This is a genomic window from Streptomyces sp. B8-7 (genome assembly GCF_058833805.1).
The window spans coordinates 776656-796014 of record NZ_JBYRRL010000005.1 but is presented as its reverse complement, the minus strand read 5'-3'; the positions used below and the strand labels follow the sequence as shown (position 1 = coordinate 796014).

13 protein-coding genes are annotated in these 19359 nt (G+C 73.2%); 4 read left to right on the top strand and 9 right to left on the bottom strand.

The genetic code is table 11. The features are described from left to right. Positions 1-130: 130 nt before the first annotated feature. The 4 genes from AC5K6T_RS27570 to AC5K6T_RS27555 form a co-directional block, all read right to left on the bottom strand. On the bottom strand, positions 131-3145 hold the full coding sequence (locus tag AC5K6T_RS27570; RefSeq protein ID WP_493213223.1) for a glycoside hydrolase family 3 protein: 3015 nt from the start codon (positions 3143-3145) through the stop codon (positions 131-133). Between the two features lie 1163 nt (positions 3146-4308). After that, the gene (cimA, locus tag AC5K6T_RS27565) at positions 4309-5919 is read right to left on the bottom strand and encodes a citramalate synthase (protein WP_493213221.1); all 1611 of its coding nucleotides are present in this window, start codon (positions 5917-5919) and stop codon (positions 4309-4311) included. Positions 5920-6228: 309 nt separating this feature from the next. Next, positions 6229-6831: a TetR/AcrR family transcriptional regulator gene (locus AC5K6T_RS27560; RefSeq protein ID WP_493213219.1), complete on the bottom strand. Its 603-nt coding sequence runs from the start codon at positions 6829-6831 to the stop codon at positions 6229-6231. A 12-nt stretch (positions 6832-6843) separates the two neighbouring features. Continuing rightward, entirely contained in the window at positions 6844-7863 is a 1020-nt protein-coding gene (locus AC5K6T_RS27555) for an agmatine deiminase family protein (protein ID WP_493213217.1), read from the bottom strand. Positions 7864-8140: 277 nt separating this feature from the next. Between AC5K6T_RS27555 and AC5K6T_RS27550 the strand changes: the two genes are divergently transcribed. Beyond that, positions 8141-9580, top strand: a complete 1440-nt coding sequence (locus AC5K6T_RS27550) for a cytosine permease (protein ID WP_493213216.1) — start codon at positions 8141-8143, stop codon at positions 9578-9580. A 213-nt stretch (positions 9581-9793) separates the two neighbouring features. Here AC5K6T_RS27550 and AC5K6T_RS27545 read toward each other — a convergent pair whose 3' ends face one another. Further along, a complete protein-coding gene (locus tag AC5K6T_RS27545) occupies positions 9794-10882 on the bottom strand; it encodes a branched-chain amino acid aminotransferase (RefSeq protein ID WP_493213214.1) in 1089 nt (362 codons plus the stop codon). A gap of 249 nt (positions 10883-11131) precedes the next feature. Continuing rightward, positions 11132-12175 (bottom strand): 3-isopropylmalate dehydrogenase, encoded by a 1044-nt coding sequence (locus AC5K6T_RS27540; RefSeq protein ID WP_493213213.1) that lies wholly within the window; start codon positions 12173-12175, stop codon positions 11132-11134. 224 nt (positions 12176-12399) lie between these two features. On the opposite strand from AC5K6T_RS27540, the gene AC5K6T_RS27535 reads away from it, so the two are divergent. Then, positions 12400-14007 carry a purple acid phosphatase family protein gene (locus AC5K6T_RS27535; protein WP_493213212.1) on the top strand — a complete coding sequence of 536 codons (1608 nt, stop codon included), beginning with the start codon at positions 12400-12402 and terminating at the stop codon, positions 14005-14007. Between the two features lie 105 nt (positions 14008-14112). On the opposite strand, the gene AC5K6T_RS27530 is transcribed toward AC5K6T_RS27535, so the two are convergent. Next, positions 14113-14244 (bottom strand): hypothetical protein, encoded by a 132-nt coding sequence (locus AC5K6T_RS27530; protein WP_493213210.1) that lies wholly within the window; start codon positions 14242-14244, stop codon positions 14113-14115. Positions 14245-14747: 503 nt separating this feature from the next. Between AC5K6T_RS27530 and AC5K6T_RS27525 the strand changes: the two genes are divergently transcribed. Beyond that, the gene (locus AC5K6T_RS27525) at positions 14748-14954 is read left to right on the top strand and encodes a DUF5988 family protein (RefSeq protein ID WP_493213209.1); all 207 of its coding nucleotides are present in this window, start codon (positions 14748-14750) and stop codon (positions 14952-14954) included. A gap of 124 nt (positions 14955-15078) precedes the next feature. On the opposite strand, the gene pruA is transcribed toward AC5K6T_RS27525, so the two are convergent. Together pruA and AC5K6T_RS27515 are read right to left on the bottom strand one after the other, a co-directional pair. After that, positions 15079-16710 carry an L-glutamate gamma-semialdehyde dehydrogenase gene (pruA, locus tag AC5K6T_RS27520; RefSeq protein ID WP_493213208.1) on the bottom strand — a complete coding sequence of 544 codons (1632 nt, stop codon included), beginning with the start codon at positions 16708-16710 and terminating at the stop codon, positions 15079-15081. A 39-nt stretch (positions 16711-16749) separates the two neighbouring features. Then, the gene (locus tag AC5K6T_RS27515) at positions 16750-17676 is read right to left on the bottom strand and encodes a proline dehydrogenase family protein (RefSeq protein ID WP_493213207.1); all 927 of its coding nucleotides are present in this window, start codon (positions 17674-17676) and stop codon (positions 16750-16752) included. Between the two features lie 164 nt (positions 17677-17840). On the opposite strand from AC5K6T_RS27515, the gene AC5K6T_RS27510 reads away from it, so the two are divergent. Further along, entirely contained in the window at positions 17841-19040 is a 1200-nt protein-coding gene (locus AC5K6T_RS27510; protein WP_493213206.1) for a PucR family transcriptional regulator, read from the top strand. Positions 19041-19359 lie beyond the last annotated feature (319 nt).

The window sequence follows — 19359 nt, the reverse complement described above, 5'->3', positions numbered from 1 at the left end:
CGGTGGTCCCTTCTGCCCTGGTCGGTCCTGTCGCTCTCGCCGTCGGCTCCCGGCGGTCATCGCGCGGCCGTGGCCCCGGCGTCCTGCCTGTGCCGGGACCACGGTCGCTCGGGTCGTGCTCCGGGAGGGGTCAGCCGGCCCGGTAGGCGGTCGTCAGTTTCGCCACGGCCGCGCCGTAGCGTCCCGTCAGCGCCAGGTGCTCCGCCTCCGCGAACGGCTTCGCCGCCGCAGCCGTCATCCGGCCTTCCATCCTGTGCTGCACGATCAGCCGCGCCCTGGCGACCAGCGCACGGCCCGGCCCCTCGGCCCCGGCCCGTTCGGCCAGGTTCGCCGCCGCACCCAGCACCCTCAGCGTCACCGTGCCGCCACGCGGCACCCCGCTGAGCGTGGTCAGGCCCCAGCCGTAGGGGAACTGCGGGTCGTAGGAGCCGTCCCCGACGTTGATCGGCAGCTGCGCCTGCGACCTGGGCCAGGTCACGGGCAGTTGCCCGGTGAACGGGCGCCTCCCGTAGAGCACGTCCGCCACGCCCGCGCCCTCGGTGCCCGGCAGCCAGGACGCCACCAGCGCGTCGATCGCGCCCAGCCGGTCGGCGACCAGCTGCGGACGCCCCGACACCACCAGCACCGCGCACTTCATCGCCGCGCACACCCGGTCCACCGTCGCCCGGTCGGCCGCGGACAGCTCCAGGTCGTGGCCGTTGCCCACGTCGCCGACGCCCTCGGCGTACGGGGTCTCCCCGACGACGACCACGCCCACGTCGTGTCCGGCCGTCGGCACGGAGGCGTCCGCGGAGTACGTGACGTCACCACCCGCCGCACGCAGACCCTCCAGGATCGTCGTGCCGCGCGTGATGTCGCCGGAGGAGCCCTGCCAGGTGAGGGTCCAGCCGCCGGTCTGGTTGCCGATGTCGTCGGCGTTCGACCCGGCGACGTACACCTTCTGCCCGCGGTTCAGCGGCAGCAGGCCGCCGTCGTTCTTCAGCAGCACCTGCGACTTCGCCGCCGCCTCCCGGGCGACCGCCCGGTGCCTCGCCGAGCCGATGGCCGCCGCGCCGGAGGTGTCCGCGTACGGCTTCTCGAACAGCCCCAGGCGGAACTTCTGGGTCAGGATGCGGGAGACCGCGTCGTCGATCCGCGCCTGCGGCACACGGCCCGCCGTCACCTCGTCGATCAGCGTCGCGCGGAACGCCTTGTAGTCGTACGGCACCATGATCATGTCCAGGCCGGCGTTGACCGCGGTGCGCACGTCGGACGCGCGGTCACCGGGGATCTGGTCGATGCCGTTCCAGTCGCTGATCACGAATCCGTCGAAGCCCATACGGCCCTTGAGAACACCGTTGATCATGTCGGCCCGCGCATGCATCCGCACCGGGCCCCGGCCGTCACCGAGCACGTCGAGCGACGAGTACGACGGCATCACCGCGCCCACACCCCGCTCGACCGCGCCCCGGTACGGGGACAGGTGCACCGCCTCCAGTTCCTCGCGGGTGACCTCGGTGATCCCCTGGTCGATCGTGTACGTGCCCGTGGTGGAGGAGCCGAAGGTGGTGCCACCGTCCCCCACGAAGTGCTTCGCGGTGGCCAGCACCTTGTCGCCGCGGTCCAGGTCCTTGCCGCTGCGCCGGCCCTGGAGCCCCTGGATGATCGTCTCCATCGACTCGACCAGCGCGGGATCCTCGCCGAACGACTCGTAGGAGCGGCCCCAGCGCTCGTCGCGGGTCACGCACAGACAGGGCGCGAAGTCCCAGGGCACGCCGGTGGCCCGGACCTCGGCCGCGGTCACCTCTCCGGTCCTGCGGGTGAGTCTCGGATCCCGGGCTGCGCCCAGGCCGATGTTGTGGGGCATCACCGTGGCACCGGCCAGGTTGTTGTGGCCGTGCACCGCGTCCACCCCGTAGATCAGCGGGATCTGGAAGCGCGTCGCCTGCGCCCGCAGCTGGAACCCGTCGACCATCCTCGCCCACGCCTGCGCCGTGTTCGGGGTGGGCGTGGAGCCGCCGCCGGAGAGCAGCGAGCCGAGGCCCTGCGCCGCGACGTCGCCCGGCTGCGCCATCGCGCCGCGCTCCGCCTGGGTCATCTGGCCGGCCTTCTCCGCGAGGGACATCCGGGAGACCAGGTCGGCGACGCGCCTGTGCACCGGCAGCCCGGAGTCCAGGTACGGCAGCCCGTGCGCGTCGATCACCACCTGCGGGTCCTCCGCCGGGGCCGTCGCCCCGGTGACCGTCAGCCGGAGCGGGACCGTCTCCGCGTGCTCGGCGGTCCGGTCCTTCCGTGTCGGCACCGCGATCGTGCGGACCGCTCCGGCCGTACTGCCCGCCGGGAAGGTGACCGTGCCCCGCACCGCCGTGTAGTCCTCACCGGGCGTCGCCGTGCCTCCGGTGGTCTCGTAGCTGACCGTGACCGGCTCGTCGGTCGGGGCGTCGCCCGTCGTGCCGAGGCTGAGCCGCACCCTCGCCGTGGTGCCCTCCTCCACCGGCAGCACGGCGGCGGTCGTGACCGACACCCGCCTCGACTGGTCCGCCCTGCCGTAGAGTTCGACGGCGTCCAGGGCGAACTCGCCCCGGACACCGGCCGGGAGCGTGACGGCGTAGCCCCACATCTCCGTCAGGCCGAGCACCTGGTCGATGCCGCCGACCGGCTGGTAGTCCGTGCGATACGTGAACCGGGTGAAGGGCAGCTCGATCTGCTTCCAGCCGGAGAAGTCGTCCTCGAAGGACGTCGTCCACAGCTCGGACGCCTCGCCGTGGGCCCCGCCGTCCTTGAGCTCCACGGCGATGCGGCTGCCGCTGTCCCGGCCTTCCCACCACAGGCGGATGCCGCGGTGGGCCGACCAGTCGTGGGCCGGTTCGGCCGCGGCGAAGTCATGGGTGAAGCCGCCCCAGCCGCTGATGTCGTAGGTGCCGGCGAGGACCTTCCCGCCCTCGGGGGCGTCGGGGCGGTCCGCCAGCCGCAGGGCCGGATGGTCGTCGGCGTCGCTGCCCCAGGTGAAGATGCCGTCCGCGGGCTGCTCGGCGAACGGCACCTCGCCTTCGAAGCGGTCGACGGCCACCGGGGCGGGGTCGTCCGCGGCACGGGCCACCTGAGTGGCCACGGGCAGCAGACCGGTGAGCAGAGTGGCGCAGGCGAGCAGGGCGGTTCTTCGCATGGAACGATCCCTCGACTCTCGTCTGGGCGTGCCCGCGCTGCAGACACACCTGGCGCTGGGGGCTCTGGGCTCTGGGCTCTGGGCTCTGGGCTCTGGGCTCTGGGCTCTGGGCTCTGGGCTCTGGGCTCTGGGCTCTGGGCTCTGGGCTGCTGAGTGTCGGGCCGGCCGCTGTGCGGGGCCGGGGCCGGGGGGGAGAGAGCTTGGACATCAGGCCTTAGATCAGGGCGTGAGTTAACTCGGTGTCGCTGCCCTCGTCAAGACTTCACGTCAGAACCGGTACGTGCGCAACTCCTGTCCGGGTCTGGGGTGTTGTCACTTCGAGACATGAACGGGCACGCCCTTGACGTACCGCGCCGCCGTCATGTGCTCACCGGTCGTATGCCGCTCTCCCCTCCCCCGGATCCGAAGCGCGGCACACCAGGGAAGGTCCGTCCGGCTGCTGCCGGCCGGACTGCTGACCCCTGGGCCGACCCGCCGGGCTCGTACGGCCCGGGGCCCGGCGTGGACACCGCCGCCGGCCCGGGCCTCGACGTCACCGGCCGCTCCTCCGCGGACGGGGCGCGGGCACGGGTCCGCGCGTGCACCGGGGGTGCCGGCCAGAAGTGGGTGCTGCCGTGGTCGTGCGGGGAGACCGGCGTCGTCGTGGTGGCTGCGGTGAACGCGGCGGCTGTGGCCGGGGTCGTGGTGCCTGCGGCGGCCTGCCCGGGTTCGGTGGGGTGCGGTGGCGCCCCCCGTGGTGCTCTGGGTCGGGGCCGCGCCGGGGGGTGTCCGTCCTCGGTCCGGCGCGACGGGTGCCCTGTGCGGGGCCCGGGGTGTCCGCCGGACGCTGCGGGCGGGCACCCCCCGGCACGTCCCCTTCCCGCCGTGGGCGGCTCCCCCGCCGCCGGGCAGCCGGCCCTTCGTGTCGCGGTGGCTCCCGCCGCCGCCCTGGTGGCTCCCGCCGCCGGGCAGCCGGCCCCTTCGTCGTGCGGGGCCCGGGGTGTCCGCCGGACGCTGCGGGCGGGCACCCCCCGGCACGTCCCCTTCCCGCCGTGGGCGGCTCCCCCGCCGCCGGGCAGCCGGCCCCTTCGTGCCGTGGTGGTCGCCGCCGGCCGGGTCCGTCGTCGGTGGCTTCCCGTGTTCGGGGGCATCGCCGCGCCTCCCGTACGGAGCCGGGGTGGCGGCTACTCCGCAGGGCGGACGCCTGCGCGGAGGAGGCCGTAGGTGTAGGCGTCCTCCAGGGCCTGCCAGGACGCCGCGATGACGTTCTCCGCCACGCCCACCGTGGACCACTCCCCCGTGCCGTCGGACGTCGAGATGAGGACCCTGGTGGTGGACTGGGTGCCGTGGACGCCTTCCAGGATGCGGACCTTGTAGTCGACGAGGTCGAGGCGGGCGAGCTGGGGGTAGATCTTCTCCAGGGCCACCCGCAGGGCCCGGTCCAGGGCGTTGACGGGGCCGTTGCCCTCTGCCGTGGCCACGATGCGCTCGCCCTTGGCCCAGAGCTTGACCGTGGCCTCGTTGGCGTGGCTGCCGTCGGGGCGGTCCTCGGCGATGGCGCGCCAGGACTCGACCCGGAAGTAGCGCAGGGGGCTGCCCTGGACCTCGGTGCGCAGCAGGAGTTCGAAGCTGGCGTCGGCCGCCTCGTAGGTGTAGCCCTGCAGTTCGCGTTCCTTGACGCGCTCGACCACGCGGCCGACCAGTTCGCGGTCGTCGCCCAGGTCGACGCCCAGTTCCTTGCCCTTGAGCTCGACCGAGGCGCGGCCCGCCATGTCCGAGACCAGCATGCGCATGGTGTTGCCGACCTGCTCCGGGTCGATGTGCTGGTACAGGTCGGGGTCGACCTTGATGGCGGAGGCGTGCAGGCCCGCCTTGTGGGCGAACGCGGACAGGCCCACGTAGGGCTGGTGGGTGGAGGGGGTGAGGTTGACGACCTCGGCGATGGCGTGGGAGATCCTCGTCATCTCGCGCAGCCGGCCCTCCGGCAGGACCTTCTTGCCGTACTTGAGTTCCAGGGCGGCCACCACCGGGAACAGGTTGGCGTTGCCGACGCGCTCGCCGTAGCCGTTCGCCGTGCACTGCACGTGGGTCGCGCCCGCGTCGACGGCGGCGAGGGTGTTGGCCACCGCGCAGCCGGTGTCGTCCTGGGCGTGGATGCCGAGGCGCGCCCCGGTGTCGGCGAGCACGGTCGCCACCACGGCCTGGATCTGGGCGGGGAGCATCCCGCCGTTGGTGTCGCACAGCACGACGACGTCCGCGCCGGCCTCGGACGCGGCGCGGACCACCCGCTTCGCGTACTGCGGGTTGGCGCGGTAGCCGTCGAAGAAGTGCTCGCAGTCCACGAAGACCCTGCGGCCCCGCGAGCGCAGGTAGGAGACGGTGTCCCGGATCATCTCCAGGTTCTCCTCCAGCGTGGTGCGCAGGGCCAGTTCCACATGCCGGTCGTGGGACTTCGCGACGAGGGTGACGACCGGGGCCTCCGATGCCAGCAGGGCGTTGACCTGCGGGTCCTGTGAGGCCTTCGTGCCGGCTCGGCGAGTGGCGCCGAAGGCCACCAGCTGGGCGTGCCGGAAGTCGATCTCCTGCCGGGCGCGGGCGAAGAACTCGGTGTCACGCGGGTTGGCGCCCGGCCAGCCGCCCTCGATGAAGCCCACGCCGAACTCGTCCAGGTGCCGTGCGATGGCCAGCTTGTCGGCGACGGTGAGGTTGATGCCCTCCCGCTGGGCGCCGTCGCGCAGGGTGGTGTCGAAGACGTGGAACGAGTCGTCGAGCTCGCTGGTTTCCGTCTCGGTCATGGTCTCAAGGCTCCTGTTGTGGGTCTTCGGTCTTACCGGAATGACCGGCTCCACCGTCCCCATGGTCCCTCGCGCTCCCGTTCCCCGGCTGCGGGTGGGCCAGAAAAGCGAAAAACCCCTCGCGGGTGCGAGAGGTCTGCGCGCGGGTCGAGGACGACGGTGTCCGCTCGTACCTGGTCGTACGGAGCGGTCACTGCGGACCGGCGCGCCTGCTGCCAATCATCGTGGCGAACGAGAGCACGGGGGCAGTCTGGCACAGAGCGGGCGCCGTCGACCGGGGTGTCTCAGTATGCGAACCCCCGGCGCTCCTCAGATGAGCAGGGTGTCGGCGAGGTACTCCTCGACGTGGGCCAGGATCATGTCCCGGTCCGTGCCGCGCAGGCCGATGACCACATGGACGGCGAACCCGTCCAGCAGGGCGCGCAGCCGGGCGGCGAAGCGGTCGGCGTCGACGGCGCGGAACTCGCCCCGGGAGACGCCCTCGGCGACCAGGGCGACCAGGTCGCGGTGCCACACCCCTTCGATGGCGGCCTGGCGGTCCCGGGCGTCGTCGTCGGCGTTCTGCGAGCGGTTCCAGACCTCCAGCCAGAGCGTCCAGTGCGGGTCGCGGTGCCCGTCGGGGACGTACAGGTCGACATAGGCGTCCAGGCGCTCCCGCGCGGTGGCCGCGCGGGCGAGCAGACGGCGCCGCTCCTCGCCGAGCCTGCTCTCGCTCCACTCCAGGGTCTGCAGCAGCAGTTCGTCCTTGGAGCGGAAGTAGTACAGGAGGTGGCCGCTGCTCATGCCGACCTCGCGGCCGAGCGCCGCCATGGTCAGCTGCTCCAGACCGCGCTCGGCGATCATCTGCATGGCGGCGGCCAGGACCTCCTCACGGGGCGGTGCGTTCCTCCGCGCGCGAGCCGCACCGGCCATCCGTGACTCCCTCTAGCTCTTCGGCTGCTGTTGTGTGATGCAGTGGATGCCTCCCCCGCCCGCGAAGATCGTACGTGCGTCCACCGGGGTCACCGTCCGGTCGGGGAAGAGCCGGCGGAAGATGCCCGCCGCGACCTCGTCGTGGGGGTCGTCGAAGGCGCAGAGCACGACCCCGCCGTTGCAGAGATAGTGGTTGATGTAGGAGTAGTCGGCCCAGTCTCCCTCCTCGTCCCGCAGGACGGTGGGTGCGGGGACCTCGACGACCTCCAGGGGACGCCCCAGGGCGTCCCTCTCGCCGCGCAGGATCTCCAGGTAGGTCCGGGAGCGGGCGTGGTCCGGGTGCGCCGGGTCCTGCTGGCTGTGCACGAGCACGGTGCCCGGCCGGGCGAAGGCGGCGACGATGTCGACATGGCCCTGGGTGCCGTACCGGCCGTAGTCCCCGGCCAGGCCGTGCGGCAGCCAGATCGCCTTGCTCGTGCCGAGCCGGGCGTGGATCTCCGCCTCCACCTGCTCCCGGGTCCAGCCGGGGTTGCGGCCCGCGCCGAGCTGGACGGTGTCGGTGAGCAGCACCGTGCCCTCGCCGTCGACGTGCAGCGCGCCCCCTTCGTTGACCAGCGGGCTGCTCAGCACCGGCACCCCGGCGAGGTCCGCGACCTGGCCGGCGATCTTCGAGTCGTGCTCCCAGCGGGCCCACTCCTGGCCGCCCCAGCCGTTGAACACCCAGTCCACCGCGGCGAGCCGGCCCAGCTCGTCCGTCACGAACGTGGGGCCGATGTCCCGCATCCACGCGTCGTCCAGCTCCCGCTCGGCCAGGTCGACGTCCGGGCCGAGCAGCTCGCGGGCGGTGGCACCCTGGCCGGGACCGTGCACGACCGTCACCGGCTCGAAGCGGCGCACCGCGCGGGCCACGCGGGCCCAGGCGGTGCGGGCCTCGGCCAGTCCGGCGTCGTCGGTGAAGGTCTCGTTGGGGCCCGGCCAGGCCATCCAGGTGCGCTCGTGCGGGGCCCACTCGGGGGGCATGCGGTACGTCATCAGCGGTCCTCGGGACGTCGGGGGCGGTCGGGGGAGGCGGTGCCGCCCGGCGGTGCGGGGCGCGGCGCCCCCACGGCTGCGCAGCGCGGCGGCCGGTCACGTTCCGTGCGGGGCGGTCTCATGACGTGGGCGCCTCCTTGTGGTTCATCAATTAGAGCATCACTCTAAACATGAGATTCCCACGCCGGAAGCATTGACGGGTCGGCTGCGCGAACGTCACATTGAACGGCACTCAAACTGTTGTTGGTGACTGATCAAGGCTCAAGGGAGACCAGCCATGCCGGTGGAACAGCGCGGAGTCGACACCATCCCCGACGAGGAGCGCACCAGTGGTCCGCGCGACCTCGTCTCGATCCTCCTCGGATCGAACCTCTGCCTCGGAGTGATCGTCTTCGGCTGGCTGCCGCCGTCGTTCGGGCTCGGCTGGTGGGCGTCGGTCACCTCGATCGTGGCCGGAACCCTCGTCGGCACCGCCCTCACCGCACCGCTCGCCCTGATCTCGCTGCGCACCGCCACCAACCTGTCGACCTCCTCCGGCGCCCAGTTCGGCGTCCGCGGCCGACTGGTCGGCTCGGTCGTCGGCCTGCTGCTCGCCCTCGGCTACACCGCGCTGACGGTCTGGATCGGCGGCGACGTGACGCTCGGCGTCCTGGGCCGGATGACCGGCCTGCCCCAGGGGGACGCCGCCCACGCCCTGGTCTACGGGCTGCTGGCCGCGGCGACCGTCGCCGGCGCGGTCTACGGCTACCGGGTGCTGCTCGCCATGTCCCGCATCCTCGCGGTCGGCATGACGGCCCTGCTGGTCCTGGGTGTCATCGCCTACGCCCCGGACTTCACCACGAGCGCGCTGCCCGGGACCGGCGGCTACCTCCTCGGCGGGTTCTGGCCGACCTGGCTGCTGGCCGCGGTCGCCGCCGGCCTGTCCGGGCCGGTCGCCTTCATCACCCTGCTCGGCGACTACACCCGCTACATCTCCCCCGCCCGCCACTCCTCGCGCACCGTCCTGCGCGCCACCTGGCTCGGCCTCGTCCTCGGCCTGCTGGTGCCGCAGCTGTTCGGCACCTTCACCTCGTACGCCGCCCGCGCCGCACTCGACTACGCCGGGCCGCTCGCCGACGCCGCGCCCGGCTGGTACCTGCTGCCGCTGCTGCTCGCCGCCACCGCCGGCTCGGTCGGCAACGCCGGACTCATGCTCTACTCGATGGGCCTCGACCTCGACGCCATCCTGCCCCGGCTGTCCCGCGCCCGCGCCACCTGCGCGGTCGCCGTCGTGGCCACGCTCTGCGTCTTCGCCGGACACTTCGCCTGGGCCGCCCAGTCGGCGATGACGTCCTTCGTGCTGCTGCTCACCGCCATCGGCACCCCGTGGGCCGTCATCACCCTCATCGGCTTCGTGCGCTGCGGCGGCGTCTACGACGCGGACGCCCTCCAGGTCTTCAACCGCCGGGCGCGGGGCGGGCTCTACTGGTACCGGGGCGGCTGGAACATCGCCGCCACGGCGTCCTGGGCGCTGGGCGCCGTCACCGGTGTGCTGGCCGTGTCCCTCCCGTCGTACGAGGGCCCTCTCCTCGCCCTGACCGGCGGGGTGGACTGCAGCTTCCTCCTGTCCGGCCTGGTGGGAGGCCTGGCCTACGCCCTGTCGGCCCGGCGCCCCCGGACGGCACCCCCCGCAGTGGCCGCGGTCCGCGCCGCGCTGGAGGACGAGGCCGTCGTCTGAACGCCGGGGGCGCGGGGCACCGCGCGACAGGCCAGGACACACCCGCACGGCCGGGCCCACGGCGCCCCGGGCCGCACCACGGGCCCGACCACGCCCGGGGCGCAGGGAGCACCCGAGGGCACGCGGGACCGCCGGAGGGCAGGCCCACCGGGGCGGGGCTCACCGCGCAGGGCCCCGCCCGCGGGATGCCGCCGGCCGGCGTCCCGTGGGTCCTCAGCCCAGCGGGTGCATCCAGCCGTGCCGGTCCTCGGCCGTGCCGCGCTGGATGTCCAGCAGAGCCCGGCGCAGCCGCAGGGTCACCTCCCCCGGCTCACCCCCGCTCTGCAGCCACTGCGCACCCTCGGTCTTCACCGTGCCGACCGGCGTGATCACGGCGGCGGTGCCGCAGGCGAACACCTCGGTGAGGCTCCCGTTCTCGCTGTCGGTCCGCCACTGCTCCAGGGACACCCGGCCCTCCTCCGCCTCGTAGCCGAGGTCGCGGGCGACGGTGAGCAGGGAGTCGCGGGTGACGCCCTCCAGGATGGAACCGGTCAGCGAGGGCGTCACGATCCGGTCGCCGTAGACGAAGTACAGGTTCATGCCGCCGAGTTCCTCGACCCACGTGTGCTCGACCGCGTCGAGGTAGCAGACCTGGTCGCAGCCCTTGGCCGCGGCCTCGGCCTGCGCGAGCAGGGACGCCGCGTAGTTGCCGCCGGTCTTGGCGTCGCCCATGCCGCCCGGGACGGCGCGCACGCGGTCCTGGGAGACCCAGATCGAGACGGGCTTGACGCCGCCGGGGAAGTACGCGCCCGCCGGGGAGGCGATGACCAGGAAGAGGTACTCGTTGGCGGGCTTGACGCCCAGCCCGACCTCGGTCGCGATCATGAAGGGGCGCAGATAGAGGGACTCCTCCCCGCCGTGCGCGGGCACCCAGGCCCGGTCCTGGCGGACGAGGGCGTCACAGGCCTCGATGAAGGTCTCCACCGGCAGCTCGGGCATGCCGAGGCGGCGGGCGGAGGACCGGAACCGCTGCGCGTTCTTCTCGGGGCGGAAGGTGGCGACGGACCCGTCGGGGCGGCGGTAGGCCTTGAGCCCCTCGAAGATCTCCTGCGCGTAGTGCAGCACGGTGGTGGCCGGGTCGAGGGAGATCGGCGCGTACGGCACGAGCTGCCCGTCGTGCCAGCCGCGGCCTTCGGTCCACTTGATCGTCACCATGTGGTCGGTGAAGTGGCGGCCGAACCCGGGGTTGGCCAGGATCGCCTCGCGCTCCGCGGTGGACAGCGGATGGGCCGAGGGCTTCAGCTCGATCGTGGGCGTCGTCATGAGTGGTTGTCCTTCACCGGTTGTAGTGACGGGCCGCACTCACGCTCGTACCCCCGTTTCCGGTCGGTACTAGGACGTCCGAGCTTCACCTCATTCCGCGGCCCCGCGTTCGATTATCGCGCGTGGGGCCTCGGGGAGGAAAACGGCGTACGTGCGGCCCAGGGTTGATGGTGGCACCCGGCGGGGACATGCGAAAGCCGCCGGGTGCGGATGCGACCCGGCGGCTTCGAGGAGTGGTCGGGTCCCGCGTCAGCCGGCTACTCGCGCGGCGAGCGCGTCGCCGATCTCCGCGGTGCTGCGGGCCGGCTCGCCGACGCGGCCGGCCAGGTCGGCGGCGACGGCCTCCTCGATGCGGCCCGCCTCGGCGTCGAGGCCGAGGTGGCGCAGCAGGAGGGCGACGGAGAGCACCGTGGCGGTGGGGTCGGCCTTGCCCTGGCCGGCGATGTCCGGGGCGGAGCCGTGGACCGGCTCGAACATGGACGGGAACGCGCCGGAGGGGTTGATGTTCCCGGAGGCGGCCACGCCGATGCCGCCGGAGACGGCCGCCGCGAGGTCGGTGACGATGTCGCCGAAGAGGTTGTCGGTGACGATGACGTCGAACCGCTCCGGCTGCGTGACCAGGTAGATGGTCGCCGCGTCGACGTGCATGTACTCGGTGGTGACCTCGGGGAACTCCGCGGCGACCCGGTTGAACACGTCCGTCCACAGGTGGCCGGCGAAGGTCAGCACGTTGTTCTTGTGGATCAGCGCCAGCTTCTTGCGGGGGCGGGCCTGGGCCCGGGCGAACGCGTCGCGCACCACACGTTCCACACCGAAGGCGGTGTTCACCGACACCTCGGTGGCCACCTCGTGCTCGGTGCCCTTGCGGATGGTGCCGCCGTTGCCGGTGTACGGGCCCTCGGTGCCCTCGCGGACGACGACGAAGTCGATCTCCGGCTGGCCGGCGAGCGGGGTGGCGACACCGGGCAGCAGCCGGGACGGCCGCAGGTTGACGTGGTGGTCGAAGGCGAAGCGCAGCTTGAGCAGGAAGCCGCGCTCCAGGACGCCGGACGGCACCGACGGGTCGCCGATCGCCCCGAGCAGGATCGCGTCGTGCTGCTTGAGGGCGTCGAGGTCGGCGTCGGTGAGCGTCTCACCGGTGGCGTGGTAGCGCCGGGCGCCGAAGTCGTACTCCTTCGTCTCCAGCTTCACGTCCTCCGGGAGGACGGCGGCGAGGACCTTCAGGCCTTCGGCCACCACCTCCTGGCCGATGCCGTCACCGGGGATCACTGCGAGATCGATGCTGCGAGACATGGCGGCAATCTACCCCTCGTCCCATGCAATGACACGGACCGTCCGCGATATGGACAGCCGGCCGGCGGCCGGGCGGACGGCACCCGGGACCGCGGTCCGCCGTCGCCGCCGGCACCGTCTCCGGTCGGCGCGGACGGCGCCGTACGCCGCCCGGCCTCATCCCGTCGAGCCGAGTTCACCCCGATGTGGGCGCGCTGTCGCACATCGCTGGGAACTTCTCGGACATGGCCGCATCTTCCACGGAGAGGTCCGACGAGCCGTCGGTGCCCGACTTCGGCATACCCGAACCGCTGGCCGCGCGGATGAGCATGGCGGAGCAGCACGAGTACCTGCGCGCCCGCCTGTCGAGGCGCCGCACCCTGGTGACCGCGGGGGCGGTGGCGAGCGGGCTGCTCGCCGGGTGCACGGCCGCACCGCACCGCACCGGCCGGCCGGCGGCCGGCTCGCTGCGTCCGGCGGCGGCCACCTCGGCGGCCCCCGGCGCGGCCGTGGTCCCGTTCGGCCGGCATCTGTCGTTCGGCGCGGACCCTCGCACCCGGATGCGGGTCTCGTGGCAGGTACCCGTCGCGGTGAAGAACCCGTACCTGCGGCTCGGCGCCCGCCCCGACGCGCTCGGGCAGCGGATCGGGGCCGAGTTGCGCCCGCTGCACACGCCGGGCGTGGAGGGCGTACGGCCGGAGCTGGAGCAGTACTACGTGCACGCCGCGCTGGACGGGCTGCTGCCGGACACGACGTACTACTACGGGGTGGGGCACGAGGGCCGGGACCCGGCCGAGCCGGGCCGGGCCGGTGAGGTCGCCTCCTTCCGGACCGCCCCCGTGCGCGCCGCCTCGTTCGTCTTCACCGCCTTCGGCGACCAGGGGGTGGGAGACGCGGCCGCCGCCGTCTCCCGCCGGCTGCTGCGCGAGCGGCCCGCCTTCCACCTGCACGCCGGTGACATCTGCTACGCGGACGTCAACGGCCGCGGCTCGATGGCGGACGGCTACGACGCCGCGTTCTGGGACCGGTTCTTCCGGCAGAACGAGCCGGTCGCCCGGTCGGTGCCCTGGATGGTGACGACCGGCAACCACGACATGGAGGCCTGGTACTCCCCCGACGGCTACGGCGGCCAGCTCGCCCGCTTCTCGCTGCCCGACAGCGGCTTCGACCCGCGCGGGGCGCCCGGCGTGTACGCGTTCACCTACGGCAATGTGGGCGTGGTGGCGCTGGACGCCAACGACGTGTCCTACGAGATCCCCGCCAACTTCGGTTACACGGAGGGCCGGCAGACGGCCTGGCTGGCGCGCACCCTGCGGACGCTGCGGGCGGCGGACGGCATCGACTTCGTGGTGGTCTACTTCCACCACTGCGCCTACTCCACCTCGGCGCACGCCTCCGACGGCGGGGTGCGGGCGGCGTGGCTGCCGCTGTTCGCGCAGGCCCGGGTCGACCTGGTGATCAACGGGCACAACCACGTCTACGAGCGCACCGACGCCGTCAAGGACGGCGCGGTCGGCCGCCGGGTGCCGGTCGGCGGGTCCACGGACCCGGCCCGGGACGGCACGGTGTACGTCACCGCCGGCGGGGGCGGCCGCGCCACGTACGGCTTCGCGGCAGGCGCGCAGGACAGCTACGAGGGCCACGTGCGCGACGCCGAGTCCGTCGAGACGTACAGCTGGACCCGGTCGAGGCAGCCCAGGGCGGAGACGGTGGACTGGTCCCGGGTGCGCTACCAGGGCTTCTCCTACCTCTCCGTGGAGGCGGTGAGCGGTCCGGCGCCGCGGTTGAAGGTGTCGGCGCGGACGCACACGGGCCGGCGGATCGACCACTTCGAGGTGCGGCGCGGGCGCTGACGGCCCGCCGGGCCCGGCATGCCCTCCTGCCGCCCGCCGCGCGCCGGGCGGGCGCGGGGGTGGCGCGGTGCCCCAGCGACCGGAGGGGCTGCCGGGAGACCGGCCTCAGTGGCCGGTGGCGCCGCCGTTGTCGCGGCGGTCGAGGGCGCGCTGGAGAGCCGCGGCGGCCTGCTTGCGGTCGGTCTCGCTGGTGCGGGACGTGTGGCGGACGCGGCGGCGGACGGTCGGCTCGGCCATGGCAGATCGACTCCTTCGGGAAATCCGGAGTGCACACGAGGGGGGTGGTGAGAAGAGCGGGACTCCCCCGCTGCCGAGGGGTGCGGAAGGCGTCCCGGCGCGGAGTGGGGAGGAGGGGCCGCAGGGGTTGCCTGCACGGGGCCCGGCTCACGACCGTCATGCGCCTGATCCGGCGCGACGTTCGGCTTCTACAAAGCTACGGGAGGACCTCGCTTCTGTCTCCACAATTACTCGGACTTCCTACTATCTGAGACGGCGGGCCCCGGCCGCCCGGCCCGGCGCGCCGCACGTCCCGGCGGACCGCCGCCCCGGCGCAGCCTCTCCGCAGCCGGTCCGAGGCCGGTCCGAGGCCGGTCCGAGGCCGGTCCGAGGCCGGTCCGAGGCCGCCGGGCCGGGCCCGGCGCGGCCGGCCCCGCCCGGGGGCCGGTGCGCGCATCGCCCACACGGCTGATCCTCCGGTCGGGGCCGGGCACCGGGAGACCGGGAGGGGAACGGTGAAGGGCATGGACGACACGGAGATGGTGTTTCTCGAGGGCGGCCCGGACGATCTGCCCGAACGGGTGGTGCCCGTTCCGCAGCCGGGGCCCGATGTGAAGGTCGAGCTGCGGGGCGGGTACGAGCACTTCCGGCCGACCACACGCAGCGCCGCCACGCCGCGGGGCCGGCTGCCCGTCTACGAGTGGTGGGAGCGCACCGAGATGCCGGGCTGAGGGCGGGCCGGGCCGGCCGGGGTGCGGGGCCGGGTGTGACGCCGCCCCCGGTCCGGAGGGGGGATCCGGAGCGGGGGCGGGGTGAGGGGGCGGGCACGCCCTGCGGGTGCCGCGCGGGTGGGGGTCAGCCCATGTGCGGGTAGGCGTAGTCGGTCGGCGGGACCAGCGTCTCCTTGATGGCGCGGGTCAGGGTCCAGCGCATCAGGTTCTGCGGGGCGCCGGCCTTGTCGTTGGTGCCGGAGGCGCGGCCGCCGCCGAAGGGCTGCTGGCCGACGACGGCACCGGTCGACTTGTCGTTGATGTAGAAGTTGCCCGCGGCGTAGCGCAGCTTCTCCATCGTGTACGCGGCCGCGGCACGGTCGCCGGAGACGACCGAGCCGGTCAGGGCGTAGTCCGACACCGACTCCATCTGGGTCAGCATCTCGTCGTACTTGTCGTCCTCGTAGACGTGCACGGCGAGGATCGGACCGAAGTACTCGGTGGTGAACACCTCGTTCTCCGGGTCGGTGCACTCGATGACGGTCGGACGGACGAAGTAGCCGACCGAGTCGTCGTAGGAGCCGCCCGCGACGACCGTGCACGCCGGGTCGGACTCGGCGCGGTCGATGGCGGCCTTGTTCTTGGCGAAGGCACGCTCGTCGATGACGGCGCCGATGAAGTTCGACAGGTCGGTGACGTCGCCCATGGTGAGGTAGTCGACCTCGGCGGCGAACTCCTCCCTGAAGCCGTCGTTCCAGATCGACGCGGGGATGTACGCGCGGGAGGTGGCCGAGCACTTCTGGCCCTGGTACTCGAAGGCGCCGCGGGTCAGGGCGGTCTTGAGGATCGCGCGGTCGGCCGAGGGGTGGGCGACGACGAAGTCCTTGCCGCCGGTCTCGCCGACCAGGCGCGGGTAGGAGCGGTACTTCTCGATGTTGGCGCCGACCGTCTTCCACAGGTACTGGAAGGTCCGGGTGGAGCCGGTGAAGTGGATGCCGGCCAGGTCGCGGTGGTTGAGGGCGACCTCGGAGACGGCGACGCCGTCGCCGGTGACCAGGTTGATGACGCCCTTGGGCAGGCCCGCCTCCTCCAGCAGCCGCATCAGCAGCACGGCGGCGTGGGTCTGGGTCGGGGACGGCTTCCAGACGACCACGTTGCCCATCAGGGCCGGCGCGGTGGGCAGGTTGCCCGCGATGGCCGTGAAGTTGAACGGCGTGATCGCGTAGACGAAGCCCTCCAGCGGACGGTGGTCCAGGCGGTTCCACACGCCCGGGGAGTTCGCCGGGGGCTGCTCGGCGAGGATCTGGCGGGCGTAGGCCACGTTGAAGCGCCAGAAGTCGATGAGCTCGCAGGGGGTGTCGATCTCGGCCTGCTGGGCGGTCTTGGACTGGCCGAGCATGGTCGAGGCGGCCAGCGTCTCGCGCCAGGGGCCGGCCAGCAGCTCGGCCGCGCGCAGGATGATCGCGGCGCGGTCGTCGAAGGACATCGCGCGCCAGGCCGGGGCGGCCGCGAGGGCGGCGTCGACGGCGTCCTGCGCGTCCTGCCGGGTGGCGTTGCGGTACGTGCCGAGCACGGCCTTGTGGTTGTGCGGCTGGACGACCTGGAAGGCCTCGCCGCCGCCCATCCGCTGCTCACCGCCGATGGTGCAGGGCAGGTCGATCGGGGTGTCGGCCAGCTCCTTGAGCTTGGTCTCCAGGCGCGCGCGCTCGGGAGAGCCGGGCGCATAGCCGTGCACCGGCTCGTTGACGGGGGTGGGGACCTGGGTCACAGCGTCCATGAGATCCGTAACTCCTTGTACGTGAGCGGGTGTTCGGGCTCAGCCCTTGCTGACCATAGACCGGAGGAAGAACCGCAGGTTCGCCGGCTTCTCGGCGAGGCGGCGCATGAAGTAGCCGTACCAGTCGGTGCCGTAGGCCGTGTAGACGCGCATGCGGTGGCCCTCGGCGGCCAGGCGGAGGTGTTCGTCGCCGCGGATGCCGTAGAGCATCTGGAACTCGTACTCGTCGAGCTTCCGCCCGGCCTTGCGTGCGAGTTCCTGGCTGATGGAGATCAGGCGCGGGTCGTGGGACCCGACCATCGGGTAGCCCTCGCCCTCCATCAGGATCCGCAGGACGCGTACGTACGCCTTGTCGATCTCGTGCCGGCTCTGGTACGCGACCTCGGCGGGTTCCTTGTAGGCGCCCTTGACCAGGCGGACGCGGCTGCCGTTCGCGGCGAGGCGGCGGGCGTCGGCCTCGGTGCGGAAGAGGTAGGCCTGGATGACGCATCCGGTCTGCGGGAAGTCCTCGCGCAGCGCGTCGTGGATGGCGAACATCGAGTCCAGGGTGGTGTGGTCCTCGGCGTCCAGGGTGACGGTCGTGCCGATGGCGGCGGCCGCCTCGACGACGGGCCGGACGTTGCCGAGCGCCAGCTCGTGTCCGCCGGGCAGCGCCTGGCCGAACATCGACAGTTTCACGGACATCTCGACGCGCTCGCCGAGCTCCAGGCCCTTCAGGCGCTCGATGAGCCCCAGGTAGGCGTCCCGGGCGGCGGCGGCCTGCTCCGGGGTGGTGATGTCCTCGCCGACCACGTCCATGGTCAGTTCGAGGCCCCTGGCCGTGAGGCCCTCGACGATCGGGACGATGTCGTCGACGGTCTCGCCGGGGATGAACCGGTCCACCACCTGCTTGGTGACCGGGGCCGCCGAGATCAGGCGTCGCATCCGGTCGCTGCGCGACGCGGCGAGAATCACGGGACCCAGCACGGGGCACCTCCACAGAAACAGGTGAAACAGGCCGTCGTCCGACGACTCGGGTACGGCACGGAGAACCACCGTGAAACCTAAGGATCCCTCCGATCGTGGGCTATCGACAGCTGTCACGCATCCGTGCCGCAGATCTCAGACAGATGTATGAAACGGGCTCGGGCATGGGGCAGAATGCCCGGATGACACCGGATGCCGCACCGTTCAAGAGCACGGGTGACTACCAGGAGCTCGTCGACGAGATCTCCGAGCTGCTGGGCGCCCCCGCGACACTGGAGAACCGGGACTTCGAGCTGATCGCGTTCGGGGCCTACGACAGCGAGGACGACCTCGACCCGTCGGCCCTGGACCCGGTGCGCACCCGTTCGATCCTGACCCGGCGCTCCACGGCGGCGGTGCGGGAGTGGTTCGAGGGGTTCGGCATCACGCGGGCGTCCGGGCCGGTGCGCATCCCGCCGACCCCGGAGGCGGGGGTGCACCGGGGCCGCACCTGCCTGCCGGTGCGCCACCGGGGCGTGGTGCTGGGCTATGTGTGGCTGCTGGACACCGATCCGGGCCCCACCGACGCCCAGCTGGCCGCGGCCATGCAGGTGACCGCCCGGATCGGGGCGCTGCTCGCCGACGAGGCGCAGCACGGGGCGGACCTGACCCGGGAGTTCCGGGCGGTGCTCACCGCGGAACGGGGCTGGCAGCAGGACATGGCGGTGGCGGCCCTGCGGACCGCGCTGGGACCGCGCGGCGAGGGCCCGCACACGGTGCTCTGCGTGGCGCCGTGGCCGTCCGCCGACCCGGACGACGCGCCGTCCGCCCGCGCCGTACCGCATGCGACGGCGCGGTGCACCCTGCCGTGGGGCCCGGCCGCGCACTGCCTGGCCGTGCTGGTGCGGCTGCGCTCCACGGACGTCCACGCGCCGGCACTGGCGGCGGCCGCGCGGCTGCTGCCGGAGGGGTCCGGCGCGGCGGCGGGGCTGGGTGAGCCGCGCGGTGCCCTGTCGGGTCTGGCGGCGGCCTGGCTGGAGGCGTCCGCGGCGGCGCGCGCGGTCCTGGCGGAGCCCCGCCTCGGGCCGGTCGCCGAGTGGTCCGCCATCGGGCCCTACCGGCTGCTGACCGCGCTGCCCGCCGACTCCGCCCGCGACCCCGCGGTGGCGCCGCTGCTCTCGGGCGCGCACCGGGAGCTGGCCCGGACCGCCGAGACCTTCCTGGACAACTCCGGGCAGGCCGCCCGCACCGCCGCGGCGCTGGGCATCCACCGGCAGACCCTGTACTACCGGCTGTCCCGGGTCGAGCAGCTCACGGGCCTGGACCTGGACGACGGGGAGGACCGGCTGCTGTTGCACATGGTGCTCAAGGGGGCGCGGTTGTAGCGGGAAGCGGGCACTCGCGTAGCGCGCAGCGGGGGGAGGCGTCGGGTGCGGCGCCCGCCGCAGGGACCCACCAGGTACGGCGCGCAACGGGCGCAACGGGCAGGGACACGTCGCACACGGCGCGCAGCGGGCAGGGACACCCCGGAGACGACGCCCGCCGCAGAGACCCGCCAGGAACGGCGCGCAACGGGGGGACGCGTCGGGTGCGGCGCGTGTCGGCGGGGCACGGCGGCGGGGCGCGGCGGGGCACGGCGGCGGGGCGGCGGGGCACGGCGGCGGGGCGGCGGGGCGGCGGGGCGCGTACCGGTGGAGTGTCCGC